The organism is Rugamonas apoptosis, from assembly GCF_014042355.1.
GTDB lineage: Bacteria > Pseudomonadota > Gammaproteobacteria > Burkholderiales > Burkholderiaceae_D > Rugamonas > Rugamonas apoptosis.
On record NZ_JACEZU010000001.1, the window covers coordinates 569686 to 587151 of the forward strand.

Annotated in this window: 14 protein-coding genes; 2 read left to right on the forward strand and 12 right to left on the reverse strand. The window is 65.4% G+C overall.

Annotated features, from left to right (window positions below; genetic code table 11):
• Positions 1-7 precede the first annotated feature (7 nt).
• The gene (locus H3H39_RS02560) at positions 8-799 is read left to right on the forward strand and encodes a substrate-binding periplasmic protein (protein ID WP_220461399.1); all 792 of its coding nucleotides are present in this window, start codon (positions 8-10) and stop codon (positions 797-799) included.
• 34 nt (positions 800-833) lie between these two features.
• Here H3H39_RS02560 and H3H39_RS02565 read toward each other — a convergent pair whose 3' ends face one another.
• Positions 834-4349, reverse strand: coding sequence for a response regulator (locus H3H39_RS02565; RefSeq protein ID WP_182151678.1), 3516 nt, complete (start codon positions 4347-4349; stop codon positions 834-836).
• A gap of 161 nt (positions 4350-4510) precedes the next feature.
• Here H3H39_RS02565 and fnr point away from each other — a divergent pair, with 161 nt between their 5' ends.
• Positions 4511-5269, forward strand: coding sequence for a fumarate/nitrate reduction transcriptional regulator Fnr (gene fnr, locus H3H39_RS02570; protein WP_182151679.1), 759 nt, complete (start codon positions 4511-4513; stop codon positions 5267-5269).
• A 114-nt stretch (positions 5270-5383) separates the two neighbouring features.
• On the opposite strand, the gene H3H39_RS02575 is transcribed toward fnr, so the two are convergent.
• From H3H39_RS02575 to H3H39_RS02625, 11 genes are all read right to left on the reverse strand, one after another.
• The gene (locus H3H39_RS02575) at positions 5384-5929 is read right to left on the reverse strand and encodes a FixH family protein (RefSeq protein WP_182151680.1); all 546 of its coding nucleotides are present in this window, start codon (positions 5927-5929) and stop codon (positions 5384-5386) included.
• Between the two features lie 17 nt (positions 5930-5946).
• Positions 5947-7335: a cytochrome c oxidase accessory protein CcoG gene (gene ccoG, locus H3H39_RS02580; RefSeq protein WP_182151681.1), complete on the reverse strand. Its 1389-nt coding sequence runs from the start codon at positions 7333-7335 to the stop codon at positions 5947-5949.
• A 12-nt stretch (positions 7336-7347) separates the two neighbouring features.
• The gene (gene ccoP, locus H3H39_RS02585) at positions 7348-8319 is read right to left on the reverse strand and encodes a cytochrome-c oxidase, cbb3-type subunit III (RefSeq protein WP_182151682.1); all 972 of its coding nucleotides are present in this window, start codon (positions 8317-8319) and stop codon (positions 7348-7350) included.
• The gene (locus H3H39_RS02590) at positions 8312-8479 is read right to left on the reverse strand and encodes a cbb3-type cytochrome oxidase subunit 3 (protein ID WP_182151683.1); all 168 of its coding nucleotides are present in this window, start codon (positions 8477-8479) and stop codon (positions 8312-8314) included. Before H3H39_RS02590 ends, ccoP begins: the two co-directional genes overlap by 8 nt.
• A gap of 2 nt (positions 8480-8481) precedes the next feature.
• Positions 8482-9096, reverse strand: a complete 615-nt coding sequence (gene ccoO / locus H3H39_RS02595) for a cytochrome-c oxidase, cbb3-type subunit II (RefSeq protein WP_182151684.1) — start codon at positions 9094-9096, stop codon at positions 8482-8484.
• A gap of 15 nt (positions 9097-9111) precedes the next feature.
• Positions 9112-10539 carry a cytochrome-c oxidase, cbb3-type subunit I gene (gene ccoN, locus H3H39_RS02600; protein WP_182151685.1) on the reverse strand — a complete coding sequence of 476 codons (1428 nt, stop codon included), beginning with the start codon at positions 10537-10539 and terminating at the stop codon, positions 9112-9114.
• A gap of 126 nt (positions 10540-10665) precedes the next feature.
• Positions 10666-10836 (reverse strand): cbb3-type cytochrome oxidase assembly protein CcoS, encoded by a 171-nt coding sequence (gene ccoS, locus H3H39_RS02605; protein WP_182151686.1) that lies wholly within the window; start codon positions 10834-10836, stop codon positions 10666-10668.
• A gap of 30 nt (positions 10837-10866) precedes the next feature.
• The gene (locus H3H39_RS02610) at positions 10867-13299 is read right to left on the reverse strand and encodes a heavy metal translocating P-type ATPase (protein WP_182151954.1); all 2433 of its coding nucleotides are present in this window, start codon (positions 13297-13299) and stop codon (positions 10867-10869) included.
• A 143-nt stretch (positions 13300-13442) separates the two neighbouring features.
• Positions 13443-14210: a sulfite exporter TauE/SafE family protein gene (locus H3H39_RS02615; RefSeq protein ID WP_182151687.1), complete on the reverse strand. Its 768-nt coding sequence runs from the start codon at positions 14208-14210 to the stop codon at positions 13443-13445.
• 10 nt (positions 14211-14220) lie between these two features.
• A complete protein-coding gene (hemN, locus tag H3H39_RS02620) occupies positions 14221-15669 on the reverse strand; it encodes an oxygen-independent coproporphyrinogen III oxidase (RefSeq protein WP_182151688.1) in 1449 nt (482 codons plus the stop codon).
• Between the two features lie 47 nt (positions 15670-15716).
• A complete protein-coding gene (locus H3H39_RS02625; RefSeq protein ID WP_182151689.1) occupies positions 15717-17369 on the reverse strand; it encodes a methyl-accepting chemotaxis protein in 1653 nt (550 codons plus the stop codon).
• Positions 17370-17466: the final 97 nt, after the last annotated feature.

The window sequence follows — 17466 nt, forward strand, 5'->3', positions numbered from 1 at the left end:
AGTGGTCATGGATGCGCGTGGTGGTGGGCGTCGCTGGTGGGTGACGGGGCTGGCGGCGGCGCTGTGGTGGCTGGGAAGCGGGCCGGCCCGCGCCGATGAGATCAGCATGGCGTTCGGTGAGAAGATCCCGCCGTTCTGTTTCCCGGAAACCAATTCCGGCATCGAGATCGAAGTGCTGAGCCAGGCGCTGGCGTTCCGTGGCCATGTGCTCAAGCCGGTCTACTATTCGTTCGCCCGCATCCCGGTGGCCTTCAAGTCCCACCAGGTGGACGCGGCCATGACGGACCTGGGCCAGGACATGACGGCCGTGGGCGCGTATTACGCCGAGCCGGCCGTCTACTACGATAACGTGTTCATCACGCTCAAGGAGCGCAACATCGTGATCCGCAAGCCGCAGGATTTGAAGGGCTTGAGCGTGTTGTCCTTTCCCGGCGGCGCCAAGCGCTATCCCGACTGGCTGGGGCCGGTGGCCAGGTCCGGCCGGTATTTCGAGCAGAACGACCAGGCGCTGCAAGTGCTCACGCTCGACAAGGGCCGCTACGACGTCGTGCTCAGCGACCGCAACATCTTCCGCTATTTCACCCTGCTGCTGTCGCTCAACAAATCGATTCAGCTGCGGCCCGTGACGGAGCAAAGTTTCGTCAAATTCAACCCGATGGATTACCGCGCCGTGTTCTGGAACAAGCGCTACCGCGACGACTTCAACGCCGGCCTCAAGCACATCAAGGAAAACGGCCATTTCGACGCCATCTACCGCAAATACCTGGGTGACAACAAGGCCGAGCCGAAGCCCGAATAAGCGCAACCACAGCCCTGTTTTCCAGCCTTGATATTCAGCCCTGCTCGCGTTCCAGCCAGGCGCGGGCCTGGCGCAGCGTGTCCGACAGCTCGGTTTGCACGGCTTGCCAGTGCGCCTGCGCTTCCGTGTCGCGCTGTTCGGTGATGGCCGTCTCGGCCGCGATGGTGGCTTGCACCAGGCGCTTGGCGCCCAGCACGCCGACGGCGCCCCGCAGGCTGTGGTAGAGCCGGGCCGCGTCCTGCATGCGGCCTTCGCGCAGCGCCGTGGCGGCGTCCGTCAGCGGCGCCATGCCTGTGTCGAGCGCGCCCCGCACCATCTTGAACATCACTTCGCGGCCCTTGGGGTCCTTGCCCATCACGCGCATCAGGCTGTCCATGTTGAACACGTTGCCGTCGGCGGGCGGCGTGGCCGCGCTATCAGTGCTATCAATGCTATCAATGCGATCGGCGGACGGCGCGGCTGGCGCGGCTGGCGGTGCCAGGCCAGGTGCTCCCCCCGGTGTGGCCGGCAACTGGCGTTCAAGTACGGCCAGCATCTGCTCCACTTCGATCGGCTTGGGGATGAAGTCTGAAATGCCAGCCTCCACGCAGCGGTCGCGCTCGGACGCCAGCACGCCGGCCGTCATGGCGATCACGGGCAAGCGCAGGCCCAGTTCCTGGCGCAGGATGCGGGTGGCGCTGAAACCGTCCAGCACCGGCATCTGCATGTCCATCAACACGGCGTCGTAGTGGCCGGCTGAACTGCGCAGCAAGTCCACGGCTTGCTGGCCGTCACCCACCACGTCCAGCGTGGCCCCGGCCTGTTCCAGGATGCCGCGCGCCACCGTCTGGTTCAACAGATTGTCCTCCACCAGCAGCAGGTGCACGCCGCGCAGGCGGCCGGTGATCCCGCGCGCTGGCGCTGGTGCGGCCGCGCCTTCGGCCTTGGCGGCCAGCGCCTGGTGCAGTGCGTCGAACAGGTTGGAACTGGTGATGGGCTTGACCAGCACCACGTCCGCCTCGGGTGCGTTGGAAATCTCCTCCAGCCGGTCCAGCGCGAAGGCGTTGATCATCACCACGATCAGTTGCTTGCCGCCGTGGGATGCCTGGCAGATGGCCTTGGCGGCGGCCAGTCCGCCCATGTCGGCCATGTGCCAGTCGGCCAGCACCACGTCGTAGGGCTGGCCGGCGTCGCGCCGGGCCCGGTAGCGGGCCAGCGCGGCCGTCCCCGAGTCGACCTCGTCGGCATGCCAGCCCCAGGCCCGGATCAGCTTGCCGATCAGTTCGCGGCTGGTGCGGTTGTCGTCGGCCACCAGCACGCGCAGCGGCCCCAGCGTGGGCGCCCGGCGCGGCCTGGCCTGCGCCGGCAACTCTGTGAACGGCAGCGTGAACCAGAAGCGCGTGCCCTGGCCCACCACGCTGCTGACGGCGATCTGGCCACCCATCATTTCGATCAGGCGCTTGCTGATGGCCAGCCCCAGGCCGGTGCCGCCGAAGCGGCGCGTGATGCTTTCGTCGCCCTGGGAAAAGGCGGTGAACAACTGGGCTTGCTGCGGCTCGGCGATGCCGATGCCGGTGTCGCGCACCTCGAAGCACAAGCGGGCCTGGTCGCCCTCGCGCCGTTCCAGCGCCACCCGTACCACCACTTCGCCCTGGGCCGTGAACTTGATGGCGTTGCCGGCCAGGTTGACCAGCACCTGTTGCAGGCGCAGCGCGTCGCCGCGCAGCAGGCGCGGCACGTCCGGTTCCACTTCGATGGCCAGTTCCAGTTCCTTGTCGCCGGCGCTCATGGTCATGGTGGTGGCCAGCGTGTTGAGCACTTCGTCCAGTTCGAACTCCGTGGGCGACAGTTCCATGCGCCGCGCCTCGATCTTGGAGAAGTCGAGCACGTCGTTGAGGATGGCCAGCAGCGACTGGCCCGACATGCGCACCATGGTCAGGTATTTGCGCTGCTGCGGCGTGAGCGCGGTGTTGCCCAGCAGGTAGACCATGCCCAGCACGGCGTTCATCGGGGTACGGATCTCGTGGCTCATGTTGGCCACGAAGTCGCTCTTGGCGCGGTTGGCCGCCTCGGCCCGGTCGCGCTCGCGCTCCAGCTCGCTGGCGCGGGCCTCCAGCTCGCCGCGCAGGCGCCGTGCCTCCGTCACGTCGGCGATCACGGCCAGCACCTTGGTGCCCTGGTCGGTGCGCACCGCGCTCAGGTTGACTTCGATGGGGAACTCGCTGCCGTCGCGGCGCAGCCCCAGCAGCGCGGCGCCCTTGCCCATGCGCATGGGCTCGTCGCTCAGGCGGTCGGTCACGAAGCGCAGCCGGTGGGCGCTGTGCAACTCGCGCAGCCGGGCTGGCATCAGCGTTTCCAGCGGCTGGCCAATGATGTCGGCGCGGCCATAGCCGAAACAGCGTTCGGCTTCGCGGTTGAAGGTTTCCACCCGGCCAGCGCCATCCACCACCACGATGGCGTTGGGCGCCAGCTCGATCAGGCGCTGCAGGCGGGCGTCGGCCGCCAGCCGTTCGTGCATCAGGCTGTTGAAGGCCGTCGTCAGCTGGCCAATCTCGTCCTGGCTGGTGACGGGCAGCGGACTGAAATGGCTGGTGTCGCGCCGCAGCCGCACGATGGCTTCGTGCAGCCGCAACAACGGCGCCATCAGGTGCAGCGTGAACCAGCCGATCAGCAGCGCGCCCAGCGCGGCGGCCAGCGCGCTCCACAGGGCCACCCGGTACAGCACGCCATTGAACGGTTCGAACGCTTCCTCGGCCGGCAGCGAGGCGCCCAGCACCCAGTCGACCGACTTGAGGGACTTGAAGCTGGTCAGGGCCAGTACCCCTTTGCTGTTGGTGGAGAGGGCCGTGCCCTCGAAGCCATCGCGCAGCGCGCGCGTGGTGGACAGGTTGGCGTTGGGCGGACGGGGCTGCAGCAGGCGCGTGGCGTCGGGATGGAGCACGTACACCGGCGTCGGGCTGCGGGTGAGCGCGAAGTAATAGCCGCTGCGGCCCACCTTGGCGGTGCGCAAGTGGCCCAGCAGATTATCCTTGTACAGCTGCAGCACACCCACCAGCACGCACGCCACGCGGCCCTGGGCGTCGAACACGGGGGCCGCCATTTGCACGATCGGTTGCTTGCTGGTCTTGCCGATCAGCGGTTCCGTGATCATGGCCTGGCGGGTGCGCATCACTTGCTGGAAGAAGGCGCGGTCGGCGGCGTTCACGCCCAGGCGCCCGGGCACGGCCGGCAAGTCGGCCACGATGGCGCCATCGGGCCCCAGCACCAGCAAATCGTCGAACAGCGACAACATGGCCCGTTCGCTGTAATAGGCGCGCAGTTGTGCCGTCGAGGTGGCGATGGCGGCCGGTTGCAGCTTGGCCGAGCGTTCCACGATGGTGAGCAACATGAGCAATTTGTCATCGAGTTCCTCGGCCGTGCGGTTGACCAGCGCCGTTTGCTGGTCGAACAGGACTTTCGTGAAATCGTCGCGCATGCGTTGTGTCTGCACCACGGTCACCAGCGCGATCATCAGGATCGAGGTGAGACTGGTGGCCAGGGCGACTTTGGCTTTGATGCCGAGGGGCTTCATGGGGTCCTTGTGAGCGGTGCATGAGCACGAGGAATTTTCCTATCAATACCCATCCATGGCAAGGTGCGCGACCGGCGCGCGCCATATTTTCTGACGGCAATACTTGATTGGATGAGTGCGGCTTTAGCGGTATTTGGCGGCAAGTAAGCTACACTAGCGGCATGATACAAGCTCTTCCCTCCCTCGTTTTGCCGGGTGTGTCGGTGGAAGCGTTGCGCGCGCGCTGCTCCAGTTGCAGCATGCACCAGCTATGTTTGCCCATGGGGCTAGATACGGCCGACATGGAACGCCTCGACCAGATCATCGGCCGGCGCCGCAAGGTGCCGCGCGGCGCCACCCTGTTCCGCATCGGCGACCCGTTCGTCAGCCTGTACGCGATCCGGCTCGGCCACTTCAAGACGTTCCAGGTCAATCCGGACGGCGCCGAACAGATCACGGGCTTCCAGATGGCCGGTGAGCTGCTGGGCATGGACGCCATCAGCACCGACCGCCACCACTGCAACGCCATCGCGCTGGAAGACAGCGAAGTGTGCGAGATTCCGTTCGCCAGCCTGCAGCAATTGCTGGTCGATATGCCAACCTTGCTGCGCCACTTCCACCGCATGATGAGCCAGGAAATCACGCGCGAACAAAGCGTGATGCTGTTGCTGGGTAATATGCAGGCCACCCAGCGCTTCGCCGCCTTCCTGGTCAACCTGTCGTCGCGCTACGAGGCGCGCGGCTATTCGGCCACCACCTTCCAGCTGCGCATGACGCGCGAGGAAATCGGCAACTACCTGGGCCTGACGATCGAGAGCGTGAGCCGCTTGCTGTCCAAGTTCAAGAAGGAAGGCATGCTGCGGGTCAGCAACCGCGAAATCGAGTTGCTCAATCCGGCCATGCTGAAGGCCATCACGGCCGGCACCCGCACCTGCGGCTGAGCAAAATCGGGGACGTAACACCATATTGCCGGCAGGCGAAATGGTGTTACGTCCCCGATTTTGAAACAAGGGCGCCTGCGGGGCGCCCTTGTTGTTTGCAGACGACCAGCGGCCTTATTCGGCCGGCGCGTTGGAGGGGGTATCGGCGCGCAACTGGATTTCCCGTTCCGCCGGCCAGTTCCATACGCCATCGAGGCGCCAGTCGCGCTTTTCGCTTTCCACCTGCACCAGCCAGCGGCTGCGTTCCAGCATGGGCAGCGCCAGCGTGAAACCGCCATCGCGATCCGGCTGCACCACCAGTTGCACATCCTTTTCCGGCAGCGTGGCATGCGCCAGGTGCAGCAGCAGGCGGCCGGGCTGGGCTTTCACGGGGCTGTCCAGGCGGCCCATCAGCACGCCCTGTTCCGGGTTGTAGCGCAGCGCCACGGCCAGGTTGAGCGAGGCGGCCACGCGGTCGCGCCGCAAGTCCTGGTTGATGGCCTTGCCTTGCTTGTAATAGTCGCCCACCACCAGCGCGTCCTGGCGGGTGTAGGCCAGGTACATGGTGTAGCTGCCGGCCAGGACCACCAGGAACGGGCCCAGCATCAACAGCCAGGGCCAGCGGTGGCGGTACCAGGGCAGGCTGCGCTCAGCCTGGTCGATGGGAATTACGTCTGCCATGTATTACTCCTGGGTTCTTAGCGCGGTACGATGAAGACCGCATGTTCACGCACGTGCAGGCTGGGGTCGTCCGTCGCCTCCAGCTCCACCTCGATCTTGTTGGAGCCCTTGTGGCCGGACTCATGTTCGGCGCGCAGGCGGATCGGGTAGGCCAGCGTTTCCGTGGCGCCCACCTTGACCGTGTCGGGCGTGACCAGGTGCAGGTGTTCCATGCCGGCCACGCGGATACGGTAGGTGTGCGCTTGCTCGGTGGTGTTCATGATCTGCAACCGGTACACGTTCTCGATCATGCCGTCTTCCACTTCGCGGCCCATGGCGCCGCGGTCGCGGATCACGTCCATCTTGAGCGGCGTGCGCAGCCACAGGGCGGTGCCCACGGCGGCCACGATCAGGCACAGGATGCCGGTGTAGATCAGCACCCGTGGCCGCATGGTGTGGGCGCGGATCTGGGCCGTCGTGTAATTCTCCGCCATGGCGTGGTCCGTGCTGTAACGGATCAGGCCGCGCGGCAGGTCGATCTTGTCCATCACGCCATTGCAGGCGTCGATGCAGGCGGCGCAACCGATGCATTCGTATTGCAGGCCCTGGCGGATGTCGATGCCGGTCGGGCATACCTGGACGCACATGGTGCAATCGATGCAGTCGCCCAGCTTGCTGTTATCGCCCGACTTGCTGCGCGCGCCGCGCGGTTCGCCGCGCTTGCTGTCGTAGGTGATGATCAGGGTGTCGGGGTCGAACATGGAGCTCTGGAAGCGGGCATACGGGCACATGTATTTGCACACTTGCTCGCGCATCCAGCCGGCGTTGCCGTAGGTGGCGAAGGCGTAGAACACCACCCAGAACCATTCCCACGGACCGAAACTGAGGGTGGTGACTTCGGCCGCCAGTTGCTTGATGGGGGTGAAATAACCGACGAAGGTGAAACCGGTCCACAGCGCCAGCGCGCCCCAGACCACGTGTTTGGTGGTTTTCTTGACAAACTTCTTGAGCGACGGGCCTTGCTTGTCGAGCGCCATGCGGGCGCTGCGTTTGCCTTCAATTTGACGTTCTATCCACAGGAAGATTTCCGTGTAGACCGTCTGGGGGCAGGCGAAGCCGCACCACACGCGCCCGGCCACCGCGGTGGCCAGGAACAGCAGGTAGGCGCAGACGATGAGCAACGCCGCCAGGTAGATGAAATCCTGCGGCCACAACACCAGGCCAAAGATGTAGAACTTGCGGGCCGCCAGATCGAACAGCATGGCCTGGCGGCCATTCCACTGCAGCCAGGCGAAGCCGTAGAAGACCAGTTGGGTCAGCCAGACAAAGACCCAGCGCAAGCGGGCGTAACGGCCCTTGGTTTCGCGCGGGTAGATTTCCTCCCGCGCCGCATACATCTTGATGACTTGAGGTTGTGGCGCATTCATTCCATGACTTCTTTACGGCTTGGCGGCAGTGGCTGTGGTGTCGGCGGTGGCCGCCACCTCGGCTGTACCGGGGGTGTTGGACAGACTCCAGATATAGGCCGCCAGCACATGGACCTTGCCTTCACCCAGGAACTCACCAAAAGCCGGCATCGTGTTGTTGCGGCCCTTGCGGATGGTTTCCATGACGGTTTCCAGACTACCACCATACAGCCAGATCTTGTCCGTCAGGTTAGGCGTGCCCAAGGCTTGGTTGCCCTTGGCATCGGCGCCATGGCAAGCCATGCACGCGCCGAATTTAGCCTTGCCGAATACGGCCTTGATGGGGTCGGCCGTGGAACCGGACAGGCTCAGCACGTAGTTTGCCACGTTTTCGACATCCTTGTCTCCGCCCAACGCCGCGCCCATCGGCGGCATCATGCCGTGACGGCCGCCCATGATGGTGGTCTTGATGATTTCGGGCGTGCCGCCATGCAGCCAGTCCTTGTCGGTCAGGTTGGGGAAGCCCTTGTTGCCGCGGGCATCGGAACCATGGCACTGCGCGCAGTAGGTCAGGAACAGGCGTTCACCCATGGCATGCGCCTTGGGATCGGCCGCCACGGCCTTCAGGTCCTGCTTCAGGTACTGGTTGAACAGCGGGCCGTAGTCGTTCTCGGCCTGCTTCAGCTCGGCCGCGTGCTGGCCGCCCGAGCTCCAGCCCAGGCTGCCCTTGTAGGTGCCTAGGCCTGGGTACAGGAACAGATAGGCCAGTGCGAACACGATGGTGATGTAGAACAGGAACATCCACCAGCGTGGCATCGGGGTGTTCAGTTCCGTCAAGTCCTCGTCCCAGATGTGGCCGGTGGTGCCGACCGGACCGTCATGCTTGTCGTTCGGGTTGACCTTGATCTTGGACTGCGAATACAGCAGGATGCCGCAACCGAACACGCCCAGCATGGTCAGGACGATAATATAGATGTTCCAGAAACCGCTGGTGAAATCAGACATGGGTATGCTCCTCGTCATCGGCGAACGGCAGCTGGGCCGCGGTCGCGTATGCGGATTTGCGGTGGCCCGAGTAGGTCCACCACAGGATGCCGACGAAGGTGATGAAGGAAATCACCGTCATCACGCTGCTGGCGTTGTCAAAAATGGTGTCGAGTGCCATGACTAGTTCCTCGTCTTGATTACAGTGCCCAGGCCTTGCAGGTAGGCGATCAGGGCATCTTCTTCAGTCTTGTCTTTCAGCTCTTCCGGCGCGGCCGCGATTTCCGCGTCGCTGTACGGGTGGCCCAGCGTGCGCAGGGCGCGCATCTTGGGCTGGACCTCGTCCGGGTTAAGCTTGTTCTGCGACAGCCATGGGTAGTTCGGCATGTTCGATTCCGGCACCACGTCACGCGGGTTGTTCAAGTGCGTCTTGTGCCATTCGTCGCTGTAGCGGCCGCCCACGCGGGCCAGGTCCGGCCCGGTGCGCTTGGAACCCCACTGGAACGGACGGTCGTAGACGTACTCGCCGGCCACCGAGTAGTGGCCATAGCGTTCCGTTTCAGCGCGGAACGGGCGGATCATCTGCGAGTGGCAGTTGTAGCAACCTTCGCGGATATAAATGTCGCGGCCCGTCAGGCGCAGCGCCGAGTAGGGTTTCAGGCCGGCCACCGGTTCAGTGGTCGACTTCTGGAAGAACAGGGGGATGATTTCGACCGCGCCACCCACGCTGACCACCAGCGTGACCAGGGCGATCAGCAGCCAGGGCTTGGTCTCGATCCATTCATGCGTAAATTTCATTTGTCGGCTCCAATATTAGGCGTGCGTGGCGCTCAGCGCCGGGATGCGGGCCACAGCCGTCTCGCGGTTGCGCAGCGTCATGAAGGTGTTGAGACCCATCAGGCACATGCCCGTCAGGTACAGCAGGCCACCGCCCACGCGCACCACGTAGTACGGATAGGAAGCCTTGACGCCTTCCACGAAGGTGTAGGTCAGGGTGCCGTCCGGATTGACCGCGCGCCACATCAGGCCTTGCATCACACCGGCGATCCACAGCGCGGCGATGTACAGCACGATACCGATGGTCGCGACCCAGAAGTGCACGTCGATCAGCTTGGTGCTCCACATCTTTTGCTGGCCAGCCAGGCGTGGCAGCAGGTAGTAGATCGAACCCATGGTGATGAAACCAACCCAGCCCAGTGCGCCGCCGTGGACGTGGGCGATACCCCAGTCGGTGTAGTGCGACAGCGAGTTGACGGTCTTGATCGACATCATTGGGCCTTCAAAGGTGGCCATACCGTAGAACGACAGCGAGACGATCATGAATTTCAGGATCGGGTCGGTGCGCAGTTTGTGCCAGGCGCCCGACAGGGTCATCATGCCGTTGATCATGCCGCCCCACGATGGTGCCAACAGGATCAGCGAGAACACCATGCCCAGCGACTGGGTCCAGTCAGGCAGCGCGGTGTAGTGCAGGTGGTGTGGGCCGGCCCACATGTAGGTGAAGATCAGGGCCCAGAAGTGCACGATCGACAGGCGATACGAGTACACAGGGCGCTCGGCCTGCTTGGGGATGAAGTAGTAAACCATGCCCAGGTAGCCCGCGGTCAGGATGAAGCCCACCGCGTTGTGGCCGTACCACCACTGGATCATGGCGTCCTGCACACCGGCGTAGGCGGAGTAGGACTTGAACGCCGACACGGGCAGGCTGGCGCCATTGACCACGTGCAGCAGGGTCACCGCCAGGATGTAGCCGCCGAAGAACCAGTTGGCCACATAGATGTGCTTGACCTTGCGGGTCATGAGGGTGCCGAAGAACACGGTGGCGTAGGCCACCCAGACGACGGCGATCAGGATCGTGATAGGCCATTCCAGTTCCGCGTATTCCTTGCCGCGGGTCAGACCCATGGGCAGAGTGATGACGGCGGACAGGATCACGGCTTGCCAACCCCAGAAGGTGAAGGCGGCCAGTTTGTCAGAGAATAAACGCACCTGGCAGGTACGTTGGACGACGTAGTAGGACGTGGCGAACAAGCCACTGACGCCAAAGGCGAAGATGACGGCATTGGTATGGAGCGGGCGCAGCCGTCCATAAGTTAGCCAGGGGATGTCCAGGTTCAGAGCTGGCCATGCCAGCTGGGCGGCGATGATGACGCCTACCAGCATGCCCACTATGCCCCAGACTACCGTAGCGACCGCGAATTGCTTCACGACCTTGTAGTTGTAGTTCTGTGCTTGATCCACTTGATGTTCTCCTGAGAACGCTTCGATGATGTGCATCAAAGGGTACGAGGAAGGACTTCAAAAATCTTTGATTTGGATCAAAATTGCCGGAATGAAGCCATATGGTGACGGCTGGCTGGATTTCAATCAGGTTTTTTTGTCGTCGGGGCTGGGCGGACGGTCATCGTCCTGCAGCACGCGCATGCCGGGACCGACCAGGTCGTCGAACTGGCCATGGTCGGCGGCCCGGAAGAACAGCCAGAGGGCGCCGAATACCAGCAGCACGCTGATGGGGATGAGCAGGTACAGGGCTTCCATGATATTGAATTGATAAGCTTTGATAAAAGATCAGGCGCGCCGCAGCCGCACCGCGTTCAGCACCACCACGGCCGAGCTGATGGCCATGCCGGCGCCCGACAGCCAGGGATTGAGCCAACCCAGCGCGGCGGCCGGGATGGCCACCAGATTGTACAGCGTGGCCCAGGCCAGGTTCTGGCGGATCACGGCCATGGTGGCGCGTGCCGTGCGGGCCGTGCCGGCCACCGCGTCGAGCGAACCGGACAGCAGCACGGCGTCGGCCTGGGCCTGGGCCAGCGCGGCGCCCGACCCCATGGCGAACGATACATCGGCCGCCCGCAGCACGGCCGCGTCGTTGATGCCGTCGCCCACCATGGCCACCACGGCGCCCTCGGCTTGTAATTTTTGCACGTAAGCGAGCTTGTCGGCCGGCAGGCAACCGCCTTGCGCGTGGTCTATGCCCAGTGCCTCGGCCACGTGGCGGGTCAGGCCGGGCGTGTCGCCGCTGAGCAGCACCACGGTCTTGCCGTTGGCGCGGAAATAATCGACCGTGGCGCGGGCATCGTCGCGCAGCGCGTCCTGCAACAGGAAGCAGGCCAGCCAGCCTTGGGCGCTGCCCAGGAATACGGCCGTGGTGCCGGGCGCACCGGCCACCAGCGGACCGGCGCCGTTGGCACCGGCCAGCCCCGCCACGAAGGCGGCATTGCCCAGCCGATAAAGTTGTCCGTCCACCATGCCGGCCAGGCCCTGGCCCGGGGTTTCCTCCACGGCCGTGGCGTTCCACGGCAGCGGACCGTCGGCGGCGCCCGCCAGCGCGCGCGCCAGCGGGTGGGCGCTCGATGCCTCCAGCGCGGCGGCGATCTGCACGCAGTCGGCGCGCCGTGCGGCGCCGTACAGCAGCACGTCCTGCAGCACCGGTTTGCCCACGGTCAGGGTGCCGGTCTTGTCGAAGACGATATGGGTGGCGCGGTGCAGCGTTTCCAGCGTTTGCGGGCCGACCGCCAGCACGCCGCGCCGCAACAGGCGGTCGCCGGCCGCCGCCAGTGCCGTCGGCGTGGCCAGCGACAGCGCGCACGGGCACGACACGACCAGCACGGCGATGGCCACCGGCCAGGCGCGCGCCGCGTCATACCAATACCAGAAGCCGAAACTGAGCAGGGCGAACACCAGCAGCGCCGTCACGAAATGGGCGGCCGCCTTGTCGGCCCACAGGGCGATGCGTGGCTTGCCCTGGCCGGCCCGTTCCACCAGCCGGATCAGGTCCGACAGGGTGCTGTCGCGCGCCGTGCGCGTGACGCGGCCCAGCACGGCGCGGCTGGCGTTGATGGCGCCACCGGGTACGGCTTCGCCCACGCGTTTGAGCTGGGGCGCGCTTTCGCCCGTCAGCAGCGACACGTCGAACGAGGTGTCGGCGTCCAGCAGCACGCAGTCGGCCGCCACCGCCTCGCCCGGCTTGACCAGGATCACGTCGCCCACCGCCAGCGCGGCGGCCGGCACCACGGCGCCGTCCCGCTGTTCCGGATAGCCGGCCACGCGGGTGGCCGAGGCCGGCAGCGCGTGGTGCAGCCGTTGCAGCGCGCCGGCCGCCTTGCGCCGCGCCTGCAACTCCAGGTAGCGGCTGCACAGCAGCAGGAAGATGAACATGGTGACGGAATCGAAATACACTTCGCCCGTGCCGCGCCAGGTGGCCACCAGGCTGGCGCCGAACGCGGCCACGATGCCCAGCGTGACGGGCACGTCCATGCCTGGCACCCTGGCCCGCAGGCTGGACAGCGCGCCCTGGTAGAACGGCAGCGCCGAATAGCAGATGGCCGGCAGCGTCAGCAGCAGGCTGGCCCAGCGCATCAGGGCCGCCATGGCCGGTTCCAGCGTGCCGTCGTCGCCGGCCAGGTAGGCTGGCGCCACGTACATCATCACCTGCATCATGGACAGGCCGGCCACGAACAACTGGCGGCCCAGGGTCTTGACGGCGCGTTGCAACTGCTCGCCGTGGCGGCCCGGCTCGTAAGGATAGGCCGTGTAACCCACTTCGCGCACGGCTTGCAGGATCTGGGCCGGTTCGCAATGGGCTGGATTCCACCGCACGTGCAAGGTTTCCGTGGCCACGTTCAGGTGCGCTTCCAGCACGCCCGGCTGCTGTTGCAGACGGCGTTCGATCAGCCACACGCAGGCGGCGCAGCGTATGCCTTCCACCGACAGGGCGGCGGCGCGGCCGTCCTCGCAGTCGGCGAAGCGGGGATCGGCGTTGGTGTAGAGCTGCAGTTCGGGCGGCACCAGCTGGTCGGCGCTGGCGGTGGCGCCATATTGCGTGCGGTCGTGATAGTAGGCGCTCTGGCCGATGTCGACGATGGCTTGCGCCACGCTGGCGCAGCCGGGGCAGCACATGGGGCGCTCGACGTCATCGATACGCACCGACCAGCGGCCGTCGCGCGGCAGCGGCAGGCCGCAGTGGAAGCAGCCGGCCACCGCAGCCGCGGCGGCCATGTCCGTGGTGGCCGCAGTGGCCGTGCTCGCGTTGGCGCGGGAGACGTGATCGGTCTGGCCGGCCATGTCTGGCAGCACGGCGTCCGGGCGGGCGCGCAGGTCGGTATTCAAATTGTTGCTCATGCGAGGAATGGATAGGCGGTTCAGGGATGGCCCGTCAGGCACAGGGCATCGAGCCAGCCCAGCGAGGCGCCGTGGCTGGCCCGCACCAAGCCTAGCACACCGAAGCCGAGCACGAGCAAGCCGCACGCCAGGCGCACGCTGCGCTGCTGCAAGCGGGCCCGTACGCCCGCGCCCATCAGGCCCAGCGTGACCAGCATCGGCAAGGTACCGAGACCGAACGCCAGCATGACGGCCGCGCCGTCGATGGCCGAGCCGCTCAGCAGCGCGGTCAGCAGCACGCTGTAGACCATGCCGCACGGCACCCAGCCCCACAGCCCGCCCAGCGCCAGCGCCTTGAGCTGGCTATCCATGGGCAGCAGCAGCTTGAGCAGCGGTTGCACGCGGCGCCACACGATCTGGCCCGCGCTTTCCAGGTGGGCCAGGCCGCGCCACACGTCCATCAGGTACAGGCCCAGCGCCACCAGCATCAGATTGGCCAGCCAGTAGAACGCCAGTTGCAGCGTGGCCAGCCTGGCCAGGCTGGCCGCGCCTTGCGCCAGGCCGCCGGCCAGCGCACCGGCCACCATGTAGCTGCTGATCCGGCCCGTGTTGTAGGCGGCCACGCGCAGCAGGCGCTGGCCGGCCGGCGCCAGCGCAGTAGCAGGGGTGATGGCGATCACGCGGGCCGGTGGCGGCGACGGACGGGACGTGGCCGACAGCGCGCTGACGATGCCGCCGCACATGCCGATGCAATGCACGCTGCCGGCCAGGCCGACGGCGAACACGGACAGTAGGTGCGCCCCGTTCATGGTGTGCCGCTCAAATGGTGCGCGAGAAGCGCAGCGGCTGCACCACTTGCGCCTGGGCGCGGGCGATGCGCAGGTGGCGGTCGAACACCATGCAGATGTTGCGGATCAGCAGCCGGCCCTTGGGCGTCACGCTCAGCCAGTGCGGCTCCAGCGTCACCAGGCCATCCTGTTCCAGCGGCGCCAGCGCTTCCAGCTCGGTGGCGAAATAGGTGCGGAAGTCGATCGGATAGGCTTGCTCGATGGAGTCGATCGACAGTTCGAAGTTGCACATCAGCATCTGGATGATGATGCGGCGCAGCAGGTCGTCGCTGGTCAGCTTGATGCCGCGCGCGACGGGCAGCTTGCCCTCGTCCAGCTTCTCGTAATAGGCGTCCAGCGTCTTTTCGTTCTGGCTGTAGGTGGCGCCCACGGCGCTGATGGCCGACACGCCGCACGCCACCAGGTCCGATTCCGCGTGGGTGGAATAGCCCTGGAAATTGCGGTGCAGCCGGCCCTGGCGCTGGGCCACGGCCAGGTCGTCCGTCGGTTTGGCGAAGTGGTCCATGCCAATGTAGACATAGCCGGCCGCGCTCAGGCGGCGGATGCACAGCGCCAGCATGTCGAGCTTGACGGCGGCCGGCGGCAAGTCGGCCTCCAGGATGCGGCGCTGCGGCTTGAACAAATGCGGCATGTGGGCGTAGTTGTATAGCGCGATGCGGTCCGGGCTCGCTTCGATCACCTGCGCCAGCGTGCGTTCCATGCTGTCCATGTTCTGCTTGGGCAGGCCGTAGATCAGGTCGATGCTGATGGAGCGGAAACCGGCCTCGCGCGCGGCCTGCATCACGGCCAGCGTGTCGGCCGCCGGCTGGATGCGGTTGACGGCGCGCTGCACTTCCGGGTCGAAATCCTGCACCCCCAGGCTGATGCGGTTGAAGCCTTGCGCGCGCAGCGACTGCACCCGTTCGCGGCTGACCGTGCGCGGATCGATCTCGATCGAATATTCGCCGATGTCGTCGGGCGCGAACTCGAAGTGGTGGCGCAGGTGGGCCATCAGGTCGTCCATCTGGCGGTCGCTCAGGTAGGTGGGCGTGCCGCCGCCGAAGTGCAGTTGCTCGATGTGGTTCATGCCCGAGAACAGCTTGCCCTGCATCGCCACTTCCTGCTTCAGGTAGCTGAGGTAGGTGGTGGCCTTGCTGCGGTCCTTGGTGACGATCTTGTTGCATGCGCAGTAGTAGCAGATCGTGTCGCAGAACGGGATGTGGATGTACAGCGACAGCGGGCGCCGTCCGCCGCGCATGCGCAGCCCGGCGATGGCTTCCAGGTAGTTGCCGTAGCCGAAGTCCTCGCTGAAGCGGTCGGCCGTGGGATACGAGGTGTAGCGGGGACCGGACTGGCTCAGCTTGCCGATGATGTCAGCGTCGAACTGCACCGTCGGGAAAAACGCGACGCTGGGTGGGGCGCTGGCTTCGGATGGGGACATGATCATTTCTACTATCTAATGGTGCGATGGGGACAAAAAATTCCGCTTCAGGCCGCCAGGCGCTTGACGTTGCCGGGCTGCAGCTTGGCTGGCCGCTTGCCGCCCCGTGGGCGCAAGGTGTGGCCAAAGTTGAACAGGCTGACCGCCTGCGACAAGCCGCTCGCTTCCTGGGCCAGGCTGGCGGCGGCGGCGGCGGCCTGCTCCACCAGCGCCGCGTTCTGCTGGGTCACCTGGTCGAGGTGGGCGATGGCCGAGTTGACCTGGTCCACGCCGATGCTCTGCTCGCGCGAGGCGGTGGAAATATCCTGCATGATGGCCGTCACCTGCTGTACGGATTTGACCACCTGTTCCATGGTCGAGCCGGCCCGGTGCACCTGCTCCATGCCGGCGCTGACCTTGCCGACCGACATGTCGATCAGGTTCTTGATGTCCTTGGCGGCCGTCGCGCTGCGCTGGGCCAGGTTGCGCACCTCGCCCGCCACCACCGCGAAGCCGCGGCCCTGCTCGCCGGCGCGGGCCGCTTCCACGGCCGCGTTCAAGGCCAGGATGTTGGTCTGGAAGGCGATGCCTTCGATCAGGCTGATGATGTCGACGATCTTCTTGGACGAGCTGTTGATGTCGTCCATGGTGGCGATCACGTCGGCCACGATCACGCCGCCCTCCTGCGCCACGGTGGAGGCGTTGACGGCCAGCGTGTTCGCTTCCACGGAATTGTCGGCGTTCTGTTTGACGGTGGCGGCGAATTGCTCGATGCTGGAGGCGGTCTCCTCCAGGCTGGCCGCTTGCGCTTCCGTGCGGCCCGACAGGTCGGCGTTGCCGGCCGCGATCTGGCGCGTGGCCACGGCCATGGTTTCCACGTTCATGCGCACGTCGCGGATGGTGGCGATCAGGTTGCTGTTCATTTGCTGCAGCGCGCGCAGCAACTGGCCCACCTCGTCGGTCGAGTCGGTGTCGAACCGGGCCGACAGGTCGCCGGCGGCGATGGCGCGGGCGCCGTGCAGCGCGTGGTTGAGCGGCTGCAACATGCCCACCCGCAGCGTGTACCACAGGAACACGTTGACGATCAGGCCGATGAAGGTGGCGCCGAAGATGCCGTAGCTGAGCGCCGTGTTGCGGCCGTCCGAACCCAGCAGGCTGGCCACGCAGACCCCGGCCAGCAGCGTGTTGACCAGGCTGGTGCTGGCCCAGATGCGCATGGCCAGCGAGGCGTGGCGCAGGCGGCCCAGCAGGTTGGCCAGGCCGGGCAGCACCACTTCGCCATGGTGGATCTTGATGCCGGGTTTATCCTTGGGCTGTTGGCGGATGGCGCGGTAAGCCTGTTCGGCCTTGACCACCTGGTCGCGCTCGGCGCGCACCCGCACCGACATGTAGCCGATGGTGCGGCCGGCGTCGCGGATCGGGGTGATGTTGGCCTTGACCCAGTAATAGTTGCCGTTCTTGCAGCGGTTCTTGACCAGGCCGGTCCACGGGAAGCCGGCCTTGATGGAGTTCCACAGGTCGGCGAAGGCTTCCGGCGGCATGTCCGGATGGCGCACGATGTTTTGCGGCGCGCCGATCAGTTCCTCGGCGCTGAAGCCGCTCACTTCGCAGAAATACGGGTTGACGTAGGTGATATTGCCGTCCAAATCCGTCTTGGACACGATGGCGTGTTCGTCCAGGACTTCCTGTTCGCGGTCGGTGACGGGCAGGTTGGTGCGCATGACGGCTATCTCCAAGGAAAAAAGTCTATTCTTGCTCTATCGCAAGCTATAACGTCAAGTGTAAGGAGTCAGCCTCGCAAATTTATTGATTTAGATC